The following is a 15,065-nucleotide window of genomic DNA, read 5'->3' as shown; positions in this document are numbered from 1 at the left end:
GACCGCGGCATCGAGCCCGCTCTTCTCCGTCACCAGAACTTCATCCGGCACCGCAATGCCGGCCGCGCGCAGCAGCGAGTTGCTGTCGAATTCCGAGAGCGTGGCGGACCTCAGGTGCGCCGAGAGATCGAGCGGCTGCGACGCCGTGGCATCAACCGGTGGCGCCGGCCTGAACCGTGAGCGCTCCAGCATCCGCTTCATCGCTACACCTGCATGCGTCAGTCCCGACAGCACCACGGCGCCGCAAGCCGCGAACTCGTTGCGCGCGAAGTCCGACGGCAGCGTGTAGGAATAGAACAGGATCGGCTTGTGCTGCGCCGACAGCACCGGCTGCAACTCGGCCTGCTTGAACGGCACGCGCGTATCGCTCGACAGCGACAGCACCACCAGGATGGCGTCGACCTCATCGGACACGCTGAGCAGGTCGATGCTGTTTTGCAGGCCGCCGGAATGCACGCCCTGCGCCGTGACGTCGATCGGATTACCCGCCGCACCATAGGACGGCAGCAGGTTTTTGATTTCGGTCTGGATCGCCGGCGACAGTTCCGGCACCTGCAGGCCCTGCAGCGCGACGGTATCCGCGCCCCAGATGCCGGCGCCGCCCGACACCGTGAGCACGGCGACGCGGTCGCCTTTCGGCAGCGGGTTGCTGGTCAGCACTGCGGCGATGGTGACGGCCTCGTCGAGATCGTTGGAGACGATAAAGCCGTATTTCGCGAACACCGCATCATAGGCGGCGGACCAGCCGGCCATGCTGGCGGTATGCGAGGCGGCGGCGCGCTCGCCGGCGCCGGAGCGGCCGACTTTGGTCACGATGACGGGTTTGCCGGTCTCCGCCGCGCGTTGCGCGGCAGCGAGGAATCGATCGACGTCGCGGATACCCTCGATGAACAGCAGGATCACTTCGGTGGAGGGGTCCTGCACCATATATTCGAGAAACTCGCCGGCGCCGAGATCGGACTCGTTGCCGGCGCTGACGCAATAGCTGATCGCCACGCCGAGCGCCTTCAGACGATGCTTGATGGCAAAGCCGATGCCGCCCGATTGCGCGACGATGGCGGCGCGGCGCTTCGTCGCGACCAGCGGCACATGGCCCGGCTTGACGTCAACGGTCGGTGAGAAGGTCGCGGCGACCTTCTGCACCTCGCTCAGGAAACCTTCCGCATTGGGGCCGGAAATCCGCATCCCCGTGCGCTTCGCCAGCGCCACGATGGCGTCCTGCATTGCGGCGCTGTCGCCGCCTTCCTCCGCAAATCCCGAGGAGATGATGACGGCGTTCCTGACACCCGCGGCGGCACATTGCTCGAGCGCGCCGAGCACGGCGCGCGCGGGAATGATGACGATGGCGAGATCGATCGGCTGGCCGACGTCTGATATCGAGGGGAAGCATCGCAGTCCGTCGATGTCGCCGTAATTGGGGTTGATCGGATAGATCTTCCCGGGAAACTCATTCTTGCGCAGCATCGACAGCAGCCGACCCGGAATCTTCTCCAGGTCGCGCGACGCCCCGATCAGCGCGATGCTGGCGGGCGCGAAGAAGGAGTCGAGCGGGTGCGGCATGGACGAGTGGTCCTCTTATTCTAGTTCAGCGCGCGACGTTCATTGAACTGAGGCGCGCTCTCGAAACGTCATTGCGAGCCAACGGGTCGGCGCGAAGCGCCGCCCGATGACAGGCTCCGCGAAGCAATCCATGGTCGCCAAGTAAAGGAAGCATGGATTGCTTCGTCGCAAGGGCTCCTCGCAATGACGTTGAGAGGCCGGGGCGTAACCCCGAAGAGGCTTACCTCACGCCACGAGGCGAAACGTCACCCCGCCGAGTTCGAACGAATCGCCCGACACCGCACAACCCCTTGCCTTGGCGGCATCGCGCACCTTGGAGACATCGGCCACCCGGAACGTCAGCCCGCTCATGATGTCGGCAGCGCCCTTCACGAAACGGAAGCTGGCATTGGGCAGCTTCAGTTCGGGCTCGCCGGCCTTGCCCGTGCTGACGGGGACCCCGATGATCTTGCCCCAATGCGCGGCCAACACCTCGGGCTCCGGGCTTTCCATCTCCACCTCGATCAGCGCTTGCGTCACATCCTTGCGGATCGACTTCTGCCAATCCGGTCCGGCCGGCGGATAGGGTCCCAGAACATTGTCGCTGCCGGCGGTGTGGTTGAATTCGATGAAGGCGGCGCGGCAATCGCGCGGGTGCAGTTGCACGCCGTGATAGGGCGCATGGTCGATGACGTTGGCGGTGCGCACCCCCATCTTCGCGGCATGCGCGCCGCGTTCGTCGGGATCGTCGCAGCAGAAAATCGCCATGTAGCCGCCGCGGCCACCGGTCTTTTCGATGAAACGTCCCGCCGCGGTGCCGGGCTGAAACGGCGCGACGACTTCGAGAAGGATGGTATCGACCGGCAGCAGCGCGTTCTCCAGCCCGTATTTCGCGACGTTGCCGTCGCGGTAGCTGATATTCAACCCCATGATGGCGGCGATATCGCCGACCACGGGCTCGATGGCCGGCGCCACCAGGCAGATCTGCCGCAGCCTCATGAAACCAGCCATATCCATGCCCCCGTCAATGGTTCTGAAAAACGGGCTTGCGCTTCTCGACGAACGCCTTGGCCGCTTCCTTATGGTCGGCGGTCTCGCCCGAGCGCGAATGATGCATCGCTTCGGCGTCGAAGCACGCTTCCAGCGACATGTGTTCGGCGTTGTTGATGTTCTTCTTGATGTAGCCCAGCGTGATCGACGGCCCTTGCGCCAGCGACATCGCGAGATCGTGCGCGGCCGCATCGACCTCGGCGTCGGGAACGACTTTCGTCACCAGGCCGAGCGCGAGAGCCTCCTGGGCCGACAGCACCGGCGACATCAGATAGAGCTCGCGAGCGCGGGCGCTGCCGAGCATCTGCGTCAGGAAATAGGTGCCGCCGTAATCCCCTGAAAGCCCGACCTTGGCGAAAGCGGTGGTGATCTTGACCGAGGCCGAGGCGACGCGGAGGTCGCAGGCCAGCGCAATCGACAACCCGGCGCCGGCGGCGGCGCCATCGACCTGCGCCACCACGGGCTTCTGCATCTCGTGCAGGATGCGCGAGACTTCCATGCCGCGCCGCAGGTTGGTCTTCTTGGCCTCGAACGGCAGCGGCGCCCGCCCCTCCGCCATCGACTTCACGTCACCGCCGACGCAGAAGGTGCCGCCGGCGCCCTTCAGCAGCACCGCGCGAACCTCGTGATCTTCCGCCGCGCGCCGCGCCGCCGTCACCAGACCCAGCGTCATGTCGGGATTGAGCGCGTTGCGCCGGTCCGGCCGGTTCATGGTGATGGTGAGCAGGCCCTGGTCGAGATGCTGCAGGACGATTTCGTTGTTCATGGGACGGAGCCTTTGTTGTTGGTTGCCTTCGTCATTCCGGGATGGACCGCAGGGCCAGACCCGGAATCTCGAGATTCCGGGTTCGATGCTGCGCATCGCCCCGGAATGAGCGAACTATTTCTTCAGCAGCGGGCAGCGCGACAGCTCCAGCGGCTGGAACGCCTCGTTGCCGGAAACCGTGCCGACCAGCTTGTAATAGTCCCAGCGCCCCTTGGACTCCGACGGCTTCTTGACCTCGAACAGGTACATGTCGTGCACCATGCGGCCGTCTGCGCGAATCCTGCCGTTTTTGGCGAACATGTCGTTGATCGGCGTGTCCTTCATCACCTTGATCACCGCCGCCGCATCGGTGGTGCCGGCGGCCTTCACCGCTTTCAGGTAATGCAGGACCGAGGAATAGACGCCGGCCTGGGCGGTGGTCGGCGGCCGCTTCCTGCGTTCCGTGAAGCGCTTTGAAAACGCACGCGTCTCATCGTTGAGATCCCAGTAGAAGCCTTCGGACAGCAGCAGGTTCTGCGCGATCTCAAGGCCGATGCTGTCGATATCGGTGATGAAGACGAGCAGCGGCGAAGCCTTCTGTCCGCTCTTCATCAGGCCGAACTCCGCGGCCTGCTTGATCGCGTTGATGGTGTCGCCGCCGGCATTGGCGAGACCGATCACCTTGGCCTTGGACGCCTGCGCCTGCAAAAGGAACGAGGAGAAGTCGGAGCTGTTGAGCGGGTGCCGCACGCTGCCCAGCACCTTGCCGCCATTCTTCACCACCACGTTGGTGGTGTCCTTTTCCAGCGCTTGCCCGAATGCATAATCGGCGGTCAGGAAGAACCAGGTGTCGAGGCCGGACTTGACGGCCGCAAGCCCCGTCACATTGGCCTGTCCATACGTATCGTAGGTGTAGTGCACGGTGTAGGGACCGCAGGCCTCATTGGTGAGTGCGACCGTCGCGGGTCCGTTGAAAATGATGAGCTTGTTGCGCGCTTTTGCGATCTCGCCCGCGGCAAGCGCGGTTGCGGATGCCGCGACATCGAAGATCATTTCCACGCCCTGATTGTCGAGCATGTCGCGCGCCAGGCTGGCCGAAACGTCGGCCTTGTTGAGATGGTCGGCAACGACGATCTCCACCTTGCGGCCCAGCACCTCGCCGCCGAAATCCTCCACCGCCATCTTCGCCGCGGTCTCGCTGCCCGCTCCGGTGATGTCGGCATAAAGTCCGGACATATCGAGGATGCCGCCCAGTTTTAACGGAGGTTTGGACTGAGCGAGGGCGGCGCTTGCCGACAACGCGAGCACCGATGCCAGAACACCCGAGAACATCCGTCTCATCAAAGCCTCCCTGCGAACGAGCCGCATTGGTGCGGCCTCACTCCTGTTGCCGCAATCATGCCGGAAGCACCGGGTAGCGGCAAGGCACGCCCCGGCGCGGCAGGCATGCCGGCATTGCGATGCGCGCATTTTCCGCAAAGCGGAATGGTGAGATGCGATTTGATTCGTCGTCACTTCGAACACGAACGCAGGAGCTCGCTCACTGGCCGGACGACGGTGAAGGATCAGGCGCCGAACGAAACAGACATACTCACCCCAGCAGCCCCTTCCCCGGCACATGATTCAGTTCGAGCCTGATCCCGTCGGGATCTTCGAACAACAGCGAATAGTATCCCGGCGCCCATTGATCCTCGCGCGGCGCGCGGATGATCCTGGCGCCGTCGAGCGTGGTCAGGAAAGCGTGCAGTTCGTCGACATCGGCGCGCTCGCGGGCGCGGAAGCAGAGGTGGTGCAGGCCGACTCGATTCTGCTCGAAGGCTGCGCCCGCATGAGCCGGCGACGGCGCGCGGATGCCGACCGCGGTGCGGCCGCCGACGCAGTAATAGGTCGTCTCGGTATCCATCACCGGCTTCAGCCCGAGAAACGGCAGCAGCTGGCGGTAGAATGCGCGGGAACGTTCGAAATCCGACGCGGTCAGGAAAATATGCGCGATGCCGTTGACTTCCATCATCTCCCCCTTCGTCAACCCGACCGTTTTCGCTAAGGTAGCGTGCTGGCCGGGGATCGCCAGCACAAAGGATCGAGCGCGGTCATAGGGCAGCATGCATCCGGTGACGCAGACATCAGTACGTTGCGGAGGATGGGGCGCCGCGACGGTCTGCAGCCTCGTGCTGGCAGCCATGGCCCCGACCCATGCGGCAGGTTGCGCGTTCGAACCCCAGGGCGAGGGCCGCGTCGCCGCCGTGATCGGTGCGCGGACGTTTCGTCTCGCGGACGGCCGTGAAATCAGGCTCGCCGGCATCGAGCCGGTCGGGGGTGCCAAGACCAGCTCCACTGCGGCGCTGGCGGCGGTGATCGCCGGGCACGAGGTGACATTGTCGGGCGACGACGACAGCCCCGACCGCTATGGCCGCCAGCCGGCTTTCGTCTTTCTTGCGGGTTCCGGTACGTCGGTGCAAAGCATGCTGTTGGTACAGGGCGAGGCGCTGGTTTCGACCGAAGTCGCCGACAGAGACTGCTCCGCGACGCTTTTTGCTGCGGAAGCGGAGGCGCGCCGGGCCAGACGGGGTATCTGGGCCGATCCCGCAGCCATAAAAAACGCGGAAAGTCCGGGCGATATTTTGGCCGGGATCGGGCGCTTTACCGTGGTCGAAGGCAGGGTTCTGTCGGTGAGACAGGCCGGGGCGACGACGTACCTGAATTTCGGCCGAAACTGGACACGGGACTTTGCCGTGACTATTTCAAGGCGTGTGGCGGCGGCCCTGGAGGCTGCCGGAATCGGCCTCAAGTCGCTTGAGAGGCGGCGGATTCGGGTTCGCGGCTGGGTTGAGACGCGGGGCGGCCCGCGGATCGAGGTGCTTCGGGTGGGACAGATTGAGATACCTGGCGGGAATTAGCCCGCCGACCAGATACGAGTAGCAGACGTGGCGGGTGGTGCGGGACGGCGCGACAGGGTGAGAGGCCGCCGGCTTTGGGCTGCGGGCTTGCTGCTGGGCGCGGTTCTGGCGTTGTCCGGCTGCGGCGGCATCGACCGCTTCACGACTGCTGCGCCGTCGGCAGGCGGTTCGGCCAAACCGGCGCGCACCGTGGTGCAGACCCCCGCCGCCGAGCGCGAGCATGAACGCATTCTCTCCTCCTATGGCGGCGCCTATGACGATCCGCGGCTGGAAGCCCTGATCGGCAAGACCGTCGACCGCCTGGTGGCGGCGTCGGATCGCCCCGATCAGGCCTACAAGGTGACCATCCTCAATTCCGGCGCGGTCAATGCCTTCGCGCTGCCGACCGGCCAGCTTTACGTCACCCGCGGCCTCATCGCGCTCGCCAGCGACACCTCGGAATTGTCCTCCGTGCTGAGCCACGAGATGGCGCATGTGCTGGCCAAACATGCCTCGATCCGCGAGGACCAGGCGCGGCAGGCCGCCGTCGTCACCCGCGTCGTCACCGACATGGGCAACGATCCCGATCTGACCGCGCTGGCGCTGGCCAAGACGAAACTGACGATGGCGAGCTTCTCGCGCGCCCAGGAGTTCGAGGCCGACGGCATCGGCGTCGGCATTTCCGCGCGCGCCAGGTTCGACCCCTATGGTGCGGCGCGTTTCCTGACCGCGATGGAGCGCAACGCCGCCCTCAAGGCGGGCAAGACCTCGCTCGATCCGCGCGCGCAGGATTTCCTGTCATCGCATCCGGCGACGCCGGAGCGGGTGCAGAACGCCCAGGCCTCGGCGCGGCAATTTTCCTCGCCGGAGGGCGGCGAACGCGACCGCGAAACCTATCTCGCGGCGATCGACAACATCGTCTATGGCGAAGATCCCAGCGAAGGCTTCGTGCGCGGCCGCCGTTTCCTGCATCCGAAACTCGGCTTCACCTTCGCCGCTCCGGAAACCTTCACGCTGGACAATACCGCGCAGGCCGTGATCGGGGTGCGCGAGGGCGGCACCCAGGCGATGCGCTTCGATGTGGTGCGCGTGCCGTCGGAGCAGACGCTCTCCGACTATCTCAATTCCGGCTGGATGGAGAACGTCGAGAAAGGCTCGGCGGAGGAATTGACCATCAACGGCTTTCCGGCGGCGTCCGCCACTGCGCGCGGCGATCAATGGCAGTTCAAGGTCTATGCGCTGCGCTTCGGCAGCGACGTCTACCGCTTCATTTTTGCCTCCAAGCAGAAGACCACCGAGAGCGACCGCAACGCGCGCGAAACCGTGGGCTCGTTCCGCCGCCTGACGCTGGAGGAAATCCAGGCCGCCCGGCCGCTGCGCATCAAGGTCATCACCGTGCAGCCCGGCGATACCGTGGAATCGCTGGCGCACCGCATGTCCGGCGTCGACCGCCCGGCCCAGCGCTTTCGCATTCTGAACGGGCTCGATGCGCACGCGCAGGTGAAAGCGCGCGACCGCGTGAAGATCGTGGTGGATTGACGCGGCAAGCGCGTCATCCCGGGGCGCGAAGCGAACCCGGGATCCCGAGAATCCGGGTTCGCGCTGCGCGCCCCGCAATAACGGCAATAGCAAAAAGCCCGGTCTCGCGACCGGGCTTTTTCAATTTTCAGATCAAGGAAGCTGGTTTACGCCGCCTCATCCGCAACCGCGGCATCGTCGCCATCGGCATCCGCATCACCGTCAACGCCGGCTTCGGTCTCGGCCTTGGCGCCGCGGCGCGGGCTCTTGGCGAGCTGGCCTTCGATTTCCTTGACCGCTTCGGTCTCGGTCGAATGCTGCACCACAGCGATTTCGCGCGACAGCCGATCGAGCGCCGCTTCGTACAGCTGGCGCTCGCTGTAGGATTGCTCGGGCTGCGAGTCCGAACGATAGAGATCGCGCACCACTTCGGCGATCGCGACAATATCTCCGGAATTGATCTTGGCTTCGTATTCCTGGGCGCGGCGCGACCACATCGTGCGCTTGACGCGGGCGCGGCCCTTGAGGGTTTCCAGCGCGCGCTTGACCAGCGCCGGTTCCGACAGCTTGCGCATGCCGACATTGGCGACCTTCGCCGTCGGCACCCGCAGCGTCATCTTGTCCTTCATGAAATTGATCACGAACAGCTCGAGCCTGGCGCCGGCGATCTCCTGCTCTTCGATGGCCAAGATCTGGCCAACGCCGTGCGCGGGATACACCACGAATTCGTTGGTCTTGAAGCCCTGGCGCTGGGTCAGAACCTTCTTCGGCTCCTCGACCCGGGGGGCGGCAGCCACCGGCTTGGCGGCGGCGGCAACCGGCTTCGCCGCAGCCTTCAACGAGACCGGGGCCTTGGCGGCGGTCTTCGGGGGCAGCGCGACCGGCTTGGGAGCGACCTTCGAAGCAGTGGCCTTCGTCACGGTCGCTTTCGCGGCAGTTTTTGCAGTCTTGTTTGGCATTGCGCTTCTTTTGTTTTTCGAGGATTTGGCAGCCGGGGCCTTTCGGGGCTCCTTGAGGGAAGTCCGGGCACGGCCTTTGGTTGCACTGCGGCTCACCGCAGCGGCTTTTTTCGTGGTCTTTGAAGCACTCTTTTTACGCGTTTTCTGTGACACAGCCTGCGCGCGGAAACTGCCACGCCCCTGTTGGATGTTTTTCACGGGAACCCGAGGGCCACAGATACGCAATGGCTGGATTCGGCTAGTATTGTGTCCAATATAGCACATTTTCCGGAAAAATCAATGATTTACGCCCTGTCCGGGGGCTCCGGCAGGCGGTTTCGGCGATCTCACGCGGATTAGGGTTAAGCGAGCGGCGGCCGTGAGCGCGAAAGCGGCCCTCATGGACGTCAGCCGAGGCTTATCCGGGACGTCTCGAATCAGTCGCCGGTCCCGGGCGCCGGAGAAAAATATTTCTCGAACTTGCCTTCCATGCCGTCGAAATCCTTGGCGTCCGGCGGCTCTTCCTTCTTCTGGGTGATGTTAGGCCAGGTCTTGGCGTACTCGGTATTGACCTCCAGCCACTTCTCAAGGCCGGGCTCGGTGTCGGGCTTGATCGCGTCGGCGGGACATTCCGGTTCGCACACGCCGCAATCGATGCATTCGTCGGGATGGATTACCAGCATGTTCTCGCCCTCGTAGAAACAGTCTACCGGGCAGACCTCAACGCAATCGGTGTATTTGCATTTGATGCAGGCTTCAGTGACGACGTAAGTCATCCAAGTCTCCGAAACGGTCGATTTCAATGGTTTGCGTAGCGCAGGAACATCGCAGCCGCAAGTGAAGCGACACGCCCCGCAGACGCGCCTTTCCGCATTCCTGCGCCTGCCTGAAAGCGCTTGAAAGCAAATAGTTACCGTTGCCTGTCATGCAAATCGTCGTAGAGCACCCGGGCCGCCGTCGCGTCACCGCGCCGCTCCGAAAATCCCACCACCCGCAGCACGCGGACGCTGTTGTCGAGCCCGACGGTCAGGACGTCGCCGGCCTTGACGGCGTGGCCGGGCGCCTTCTCTCTGACCCCGTTGACGCGGACATGGCCCGCTTCGACCAATGCAGCGGCGCTGCTGCGGGCCTTCACCACCCGCGCGTGCCACAGCCATTTATCGAGACGCTGGCGCTCCAAGCAACACCATCGGGACAGGGATCAGTCCTTGCGGTTGGCGGCGAGCTGTTCCTTGAGCGCCGCCAGCTTTGCGAATGGCGAATTCGGATCGGCCGGCCGGTCGCGCTCGCGCGGCGCGGCGCTGGTGGCCCACTGCCGGTGTGACGGGCCGCTGTCGCGGCCGCCCTTGCCACCGAAGCCGCCCTTGTCGCGCCCGCCCTTGTCGCGGTCGCGCCCGCCACCGAACTTGCCCGGCGGCCGGTCCTGCGGCTTGCCTTCAGATTTTCCTTCAGATTTTCCTTGCCGGTCGTTGTCCCTGCCCTTGCCCTGAAAACGCTCGCGCGGCGGCCGGTTGCCCCGGTCCTCGCGCGGCGGGCTTGCCGGCGCGGCATCGGCGGCCACGGCCGCCGTCGCGCCTTCGGCCGGCGGTGCATCGCTGTGCGGCTTGTGGAAACCGGGCTTGCGGTCGCGCCGTCCGCGGCGATGCCGCTCGCCTTTGGCGGCGTCGCCGGCTTCGCCCGGGACGGCGGCAGCGTCCGCGCCTTGCGCCGGACGATCGTGATGGCGCGGACGGTTGCGATCGTGACGCGGCCGGCGCTCTTCGGAACGCCCACCGGGCCGCCAGACCTCGACCATTTCAGGGACGGCTGCGCCTTCAGGTGCGGCTGCGGCACTGTCCGCCGCGACGGCGTCGCCATCGGCCACGGCCTCCGTCACGCTTTCAGCGGCGGCTTGTTCCGGCGGCGCCTCCGCAGCGGCAGCCTCGACAGCCTCCGCGGCGGGAGCTTCCACTGTCTCCGCCTCGGGAGCTTCAACGGCTTCCGCCACGGGAGCTTCGACCGTTTCCACCGCGGGTGCTTCAGCAGCTTCCACCACGGCCACCGGTTCCGGCGGCACGGCCTCGACGGCCACGGGCTCGGCCGGTTCGGGCGCGGGCGGCGAGAAAGCGATGTCGGGCAGCAGCGTTGCCGACGGCGTGGCCGCATCATCGGCGGCCGGCGCGACATCGCTGCCGGGCTGGGCCGCTTCGGCGCTATCCGTCACGACCTCGGAAGTTGCTTCCGCTGCAGCCGGCCCGGCCGCAGGCGTTTCGACCACCTCGGGCTTCGGCGGCAGCGGCGCCTTCTTCTCCATGCGATAGCCGAGCGCGCGCAGGATCGAGGCGAAATCCTCGCCGGCGGAGCCGGTCAGCGAGGTCATCGCCTGCGTCACCACGAAGCCGCGGCCATCGAACGCGCCGGCCGGTTTCGTCCCCGGCGAAGCCTCGCGCCAGGACAGCGCGGGGCGAATCAGGTCGGCGAGGCGCTCCAGAATATCGACCCGCACCGCGCGCTCGCCGCATTGCCGGTAGCCGAGCACGCGATAGGCGTCGCGGTCGAGCGACTTGTCGACCGGGAACGAGGTGCGTCCGCTTCCGGCCAGATGCTGCGCGCCCGACAGCGCCGACATGTCGACATTGCTCTGCTTCTCGGCCCACAGCAGCGAGGCCAGCGCGCGCGCCGCCGGCTTCAGCAGCGCCGGGATGTAGATGTGATAGGCGCCGAAGCGCACGCCGTATTTGCGCAAGGTGGCGCGCGACGGCTGGTCGAGATCCTTCATCTCGGTGGCGATCTTCTGCCGCTCCAGCACGCCGAGCGCCTCGATCAGCTGGAACGCGATGCCGCGCGCAATGCCGGTGATGTCCTCGGCCTTTTGCAGGTCGAACAGCGGTCCCAGCAGCTTTTCGACATGCGTCTTCAGCCACAGATCGAGCCGGGTCTGCACCGCCTCGCGCGGCGCGCCGGCCAGCCGGTCATCGGAAATGATGCGCAGCCGCGGATGCAGCGCGTCGTCGGCCGCCACCAGCCGCGCCACCGCATCGCCGGTCCAGCGGATGGTGCCGTCCGAGGTCAGCACGAACTGCTCGTCGGGCGCGGCGGCGAGTTTCTCGGCGCGCGCATCGATCTCGCCGCCCAGCGCCTTCAGCGCGGTGGCCTGCAGGGCCTTGGCGTCGGAGCCGGCTTCCGCGGCGTCGGGGGCGAAGGTAAATCCGTCGAGCCGGCCGATCACATGGCCTTCTACGATCACTTCGCCGGTCTTGCCGATTTCAGTATTCAAAACGCTGTTCTCCCGCAGGCGGCGCATCAATACACTGGTACGGCGATCAACGAAACGTTCCGTGAGCCGTTCATGCAGGGCATCTGACAGTTTATTTTCGACTTCTCGCGCGATTCCCTGCCAATGTTCGGGGTCCGCCAGCCAATCGGGACGATTTGCCACAAAGGTCCAGGTCCGGATCTGCGCGATCCGGCCCGACAGGGTGTCGATATCGCCGGTGACGCGGTCGGCCTGGTCGACCTGGGCGGCGAACCAGGCATCCGGGATCCGGCCCTTCTTCATCAGGAAGCCGAACAGGGTGGTCACCAGTTCCGCATGCGCCGCCGGCGCGATCTTGCGGTAGTCCGGAATCTGGCAGGCGTCCCACAGCCGCTCGACGGCGACGGCGCCTTGCGCCATCTCGCGGACCTCGGCATCGCGCGCGGCATGATCGAGCACGCGCAAATCCTCGGCGATCGGCGCCCGCGTCAGCGCGTCATGGGTCGGCGACAGCGCCAGCGACACCTGCAGGCTTCCCAGCGAGGAAAAATCTAGCTTCGAATTGCGCCATTGCAGCACTTTTACGCTCTCGAAGCTGTGATTCTGCAGCGCATTGACCAGTTCCGGCTCGAACGGCGCGCAGCGGGCCGTCGTGCCGAACGTGCCGTCGCGGGTGGCGCGCCCGGCGCGGCCGGCGATCTGCGCGAATTCAGACGGGTTCAGCCGGCGGAACTGGTAGCCGTCATATTTGCGGTCGGAGGCGAAGGCGACGTGGTCGACGTCGAGGTTGAGGCCCATGCCGACGGCATCGGTCGCGACCAGGTAATCCACGTCGCCGGACTGGAACATCGCCACCTGGGCGTTGCGGGTGCGGGGCGACAGCGAGCCCAGCACCACTGCGGCGCCGCCATGCTGGCGCTTGATCAGTTCGGCGATCGCGTAGACCTCGTCGGCCGAGAACGCGACGATCGCGGTGCGCCGCGGCTGCCGCGTCAATTTGCGGTCGCCGGAGAATTCCAGTTGCGACAGCCGCGGCCGGGTGACGATGGAGGCGCCGGGCAACAGCCGCTCGATGATCGGGCGCATGGTGGCGGCGCCGAGCAGCAGCGTCTCGTCGCGGCCGCGCCGGTGCAGGATGCGGTCGGTGAAGACATGGCCGCGCTCGAGATCGGCGGCGATCTGGATTTCATCGACCGCGAGAAACGAGACGTCGAGATCCCGCGGCATCGCCTCCACGGTGGAGACCCAGTAGCGCGCCTTCGGCGGCTTGATCTTCTCCTCGCCTGTGATCAGCGCCACCAGATCGACGCCGACCCGGTCGACGATCTTGTTGTAGACCTCGCGCGCCAACAGGCGCAGCGGCAGGCCGATGATCCCCGACGAATGCGCCACCATCCGCTCGATCGCCAGATGGGTCTTGCCGGTGTTGGTCGGCCCGAGCACCGCGGTGACGCCGGCGCCGGGGGCGCGGTCATGCGCCTGGTTGGACGAGAATGACGAAAAGGCCATATTTTATTGGGTTTCTGCGTCGGCCGGCGTTTGAGGGCTGTATCACAATGCGACGTCCGGGGTCGCTGGTTTAAGTTCTGGAACGAGTCCGGAACGAATCGCGCCCGAATCGCTGACTCACTCCCAATGCTGATCCGTTCACCGCAACATCTCGGCACAGCACCTCCTCGCGGCACTAGATCAAGTTTGGCGCGGCGTCACAAGCGAGCGAATGGCGGTGAAATCCTTAAGGCGCGAGACAACGTGGAGTCGAATCAGAAGCGGGCAAGAGTCAAGCGATGAGTCGGTGCTCGCTTCGCCGGCGCCGGTCGCATCGCCCTCTCCCCCTGTGGGAGAGGGCATCACCGCCATCGGCAACGAACTCGCTTGGGTGAGGGGTTGGCTCAGCGGATAAATTGCCCGCGGAGAGAACCCCTCATCCGGCAGCCTTCGGCTGCCACCTTCTCCCACAAGGGGAGAAGGGAAGAAAAGCGACATCTACTGCGTCTTCGCGACCCGCGGCGGCGTCGCGGTGGTGATGAACTGGGTGGCCTCCAGCATGGCGGGGCCGAGCGGGGTCGGGATCTTCATCCAGAACGGCACCAGGATGCGGGTTCCCGCGACCGGCGCGAAGGCGATCTCGATATTGCGCTGGGCGGCGAGGTATTTGATGACGGGGCGGTCCGGGATGTAGCCGGCGACCGGCGTGAAATACACCGCGCAGACCACCACCGGGCCTTGATAGCCCTTCTCGGCCTTCACGGTTTCCATCCGCTTGAAATCGAGTTTCAGGTCGTAGCGCATGCGGCCGTCGAAAATCCCGGCGCTGACGCGGCAGGCCTCCGGCGTCAGCGGATCGGCCGTGCCGGGCACCCGCAGCATCGATCCCGTCATCGGATCGTAGACGCCGCGGCGATGCGCGTCGGTGACCGGCAGCCGGTCGGCATCGACCGGCGGTTCCGGCTCGATGACGAATTCCTTGATGAAGCCGCTGGTCAGCACCATGCGGATGGCTTCTTTCTTTTTCGCGGTCGTGGTCGAAGCCGAGTAATTGGTCGCGACCAGCGCGCCCGCCACCACCCGGCCCTGCGCCGCGCCGGTGCCGGAGCCGCCGGAAAACGCCTTCAGCAGCCCCGAGGTGCCGCCGGAGGCGGAGGCGGAAAACGAATCGTCGGATATTTCGATGTTCCAGGCGCCCTTGCCGACGGGAATCCCCGACAGCGTCGCCTCGTAGCGCGCATCCAGCCGTCCCTGCGCCAAGCCGGAGGACGGCGCGCCGGACAGGATCAGGGCGCACAGCCCGCCCAGCGCCCACAGCGGAAATCCGGCCGGCCGGGGCGACATCATGCTGATGGTGGTCACGGAAGGGCGGTCCTCAACTCGGCGCAGTGCATGTATCATTTAGGCCATAAAATCCCGCGAGCAATGCATCTGCGCCCGGACACCCTGATGTCGGCGGCGAATACGCCGAATATATGATGGCGAAACCGTCCCGAATGCCTTTGCGAACAGGCCTTTCCGCCCGGTTCGGCCCGATCTTTCGGCCGCAAAACCTTGACGCCCCGCCGCTCTCACCCTATACGTCCGCGGTTCCTGAAATGGACGTGAATTTGAACCCCCGCGCCGCGCCCCGCAAGGGCTGACGGATGGGCCGGGGATGGAAGAGGATTTTGCAC

General features: G+C 65.6%; 12 protein-coding genes. 2 read left to right on the top strand and 10 right to left on the bottom strand.

Features of this window, described 5'->3' with window-relative positions; translation table 11 throughout:
- From Q8R73_RS02530 to Q8R73_RS02510, 5 genes are all read right to left on the bottom strand, one after another.
- On the bottom strand, positions 1 to 1,560 hold a 1,560-nt coding region (locus tag Q8R73_RS02530; protein ID WP_305717979.1), incomplete at its 3' end, for an acetate--CoA ligase family protein.
- A gap of 225 nt (positions 1,561 to 1,785) precedes the next feature.
- On the bottom strand, positions 1,786 to 2,550 hold the full coding sequence (locus Q8R73_RS02525) for a hypothetical protein (RefSeq protein ID WP_305717978.1): 765 nt from the start codon (positions 2,548 to 2,550) through the stop codon (positions 1,786 to 1,788).
- A gap of 13 nt (positions 2,551 to 2,563) precedes the next feature.
- Positions 2,564 to 3,355 (bottom strand): enoyl-CoA hydratase, encoded by a 792-nt coding sequence (locus tag Q8R73_RS02520; RefSeq protein WP_305717977.1) that lies wholly within the window; start codon positions 3,353 to 3,355, stop codon positions 2,564 to 2,566.
- 114 nt (positions 3,356 to 3,469) lie between these two features.
- On the bottom strand, positions 3,470 to 4,675 hold the full coding sequence (locus tag Q8R73_RS02515) for an ABC transporter substrate-binding protein (protein ID WP_305717976.1): 1,206 nt from the start codon (positions 4,673 to 4,675) through the stop codon (positions 3,470 to 3,472).
- Between the two features lie 250 nt (positions 4,676 to 4,925).
- Complete coding sequence (locus tag Q8R73_RS02510) at positions 4,926 to 5,345, bottom strand: VOC family protein (protein WP_305717975.1); 420 nt, start codon at positions 5,343 to 5,345, stop codon at positions 4,926 to 4,928.
- Positions 5,346 to 5,514: 169 nt separating this feature from the next.
- Between Q8R73_RS02510 and Q8R73_RS02505 the strand changes: the two genes are divergently transcribed.
- On the top strand, positions 5,515 to 6,231 hold the full coding sequence (locus tag Q8R73_RS02505; RefSeq protein WP_305717974.1) for a thermonuclease family protein: 717 nt from the start codon (positions 5,515 to 5,517) through the stop codon (positions 6,229 to 6,231).
- A gap of 27 nt (positions 6,232 to 6,258) precedes the next feature.
- Positions 6,259 to 7,749, top strand: coding sequence for a M48 family metalloprotease (locus Q8R73_RS02500; RefSeq protein WP_371126011.1), 1,491 nt, complete (start codon positions 6,259 to 6,261; stop codon positions 7,747 to 7,749).
- A gap of 146 nt (positions 7,750 to 7,895) precedes the next feature.
- Here Q8R73_RS02500 and Q8R73_RS02495 read toward each other — a convergent pair whose 3' ends face one another.
- The 5 genes from Q8R73_RS02495 to Q8R73_RS02475 form a co-directional block, all read right to left on the bottom strand.
- A complete protein-coding gene (locus tag Q8R73_RS02495) occupies positions 7,896 to 8,876 on the bottom strand; it encodes a CarD family transcriptional regulator (RefSeq protein ID WP_371126013.1) in 981 nt (326 codons plus the stop codon).
- Between the two features lie 227 nt (positions 8,877 to 9,103).
- The gene (fdxA, locus tag Q8R73_RS02490; RefSeq protein ID WP_305717972.1) at positions 9,104 to 9,442 is read right to left on the bottom strand and encodes a ferredoxin FdxA; all 339 of its coding nucleotides are present in this window, start codon (positions 9,440 to 9,442) and stop codon (positions 9,104 to 9,106) included.
- A gap of 134 nt (positions 9,443 to 9,576) precedes the next feature.
- Positions 9,577 to 9,846: an RNA-binding S4 domain-containing protein gene (locus tag Q8R73_RS02485; RefSeq protein WP_305717971.1), complete on the bottom strand. Its 270-nt coding sequence runs from the start codon at positions 9,844 to 9,846 to the stop codon at positions 9,577 to 9,579.
- A gap of 21 nt (positions 9,847 to 9,867) precedes the next feature.
- Complete coding sequence (locus Q8R73_RS02480; RefSeq protein WP_305717970.1) at positions 9,868 to 13,410, bottom strand: helicase-related protein; 3,543 nt, start codon at positions 13,408 to 13,410, stop codon at positions 9,868 to 9,870.
- Positions 13,411 to 13,887: 477 nt separating this feature from the next.
- Positions 13,888 to 14,733: a DUF3108 domain-containing protein gene (locus Q8R73_RS02475; protein ID WP_371126012.1), complete on the bottom strand. Its 846-nt coding sequence runs from the start codon at positions 14,731 to 14,733 to the stop codon at positions 13,888 to 13,890.
- Positions 14,734 to 15,065 lie beyond the last annotated feature (332 nt).

This window comes from Bradyrhizobium sp. (genome assembly GCF_030697065.1).
Taxonomy (GTDB): domain Bacteria; phylum Pseudomonadota; class Alphaproteobacteria; order Rhizobiales; family Xanthobacteraceae; genus Bradyrhizobium.
This window is presented reverse-complemented; position numbering and strand designations above follow the sequence as displayed.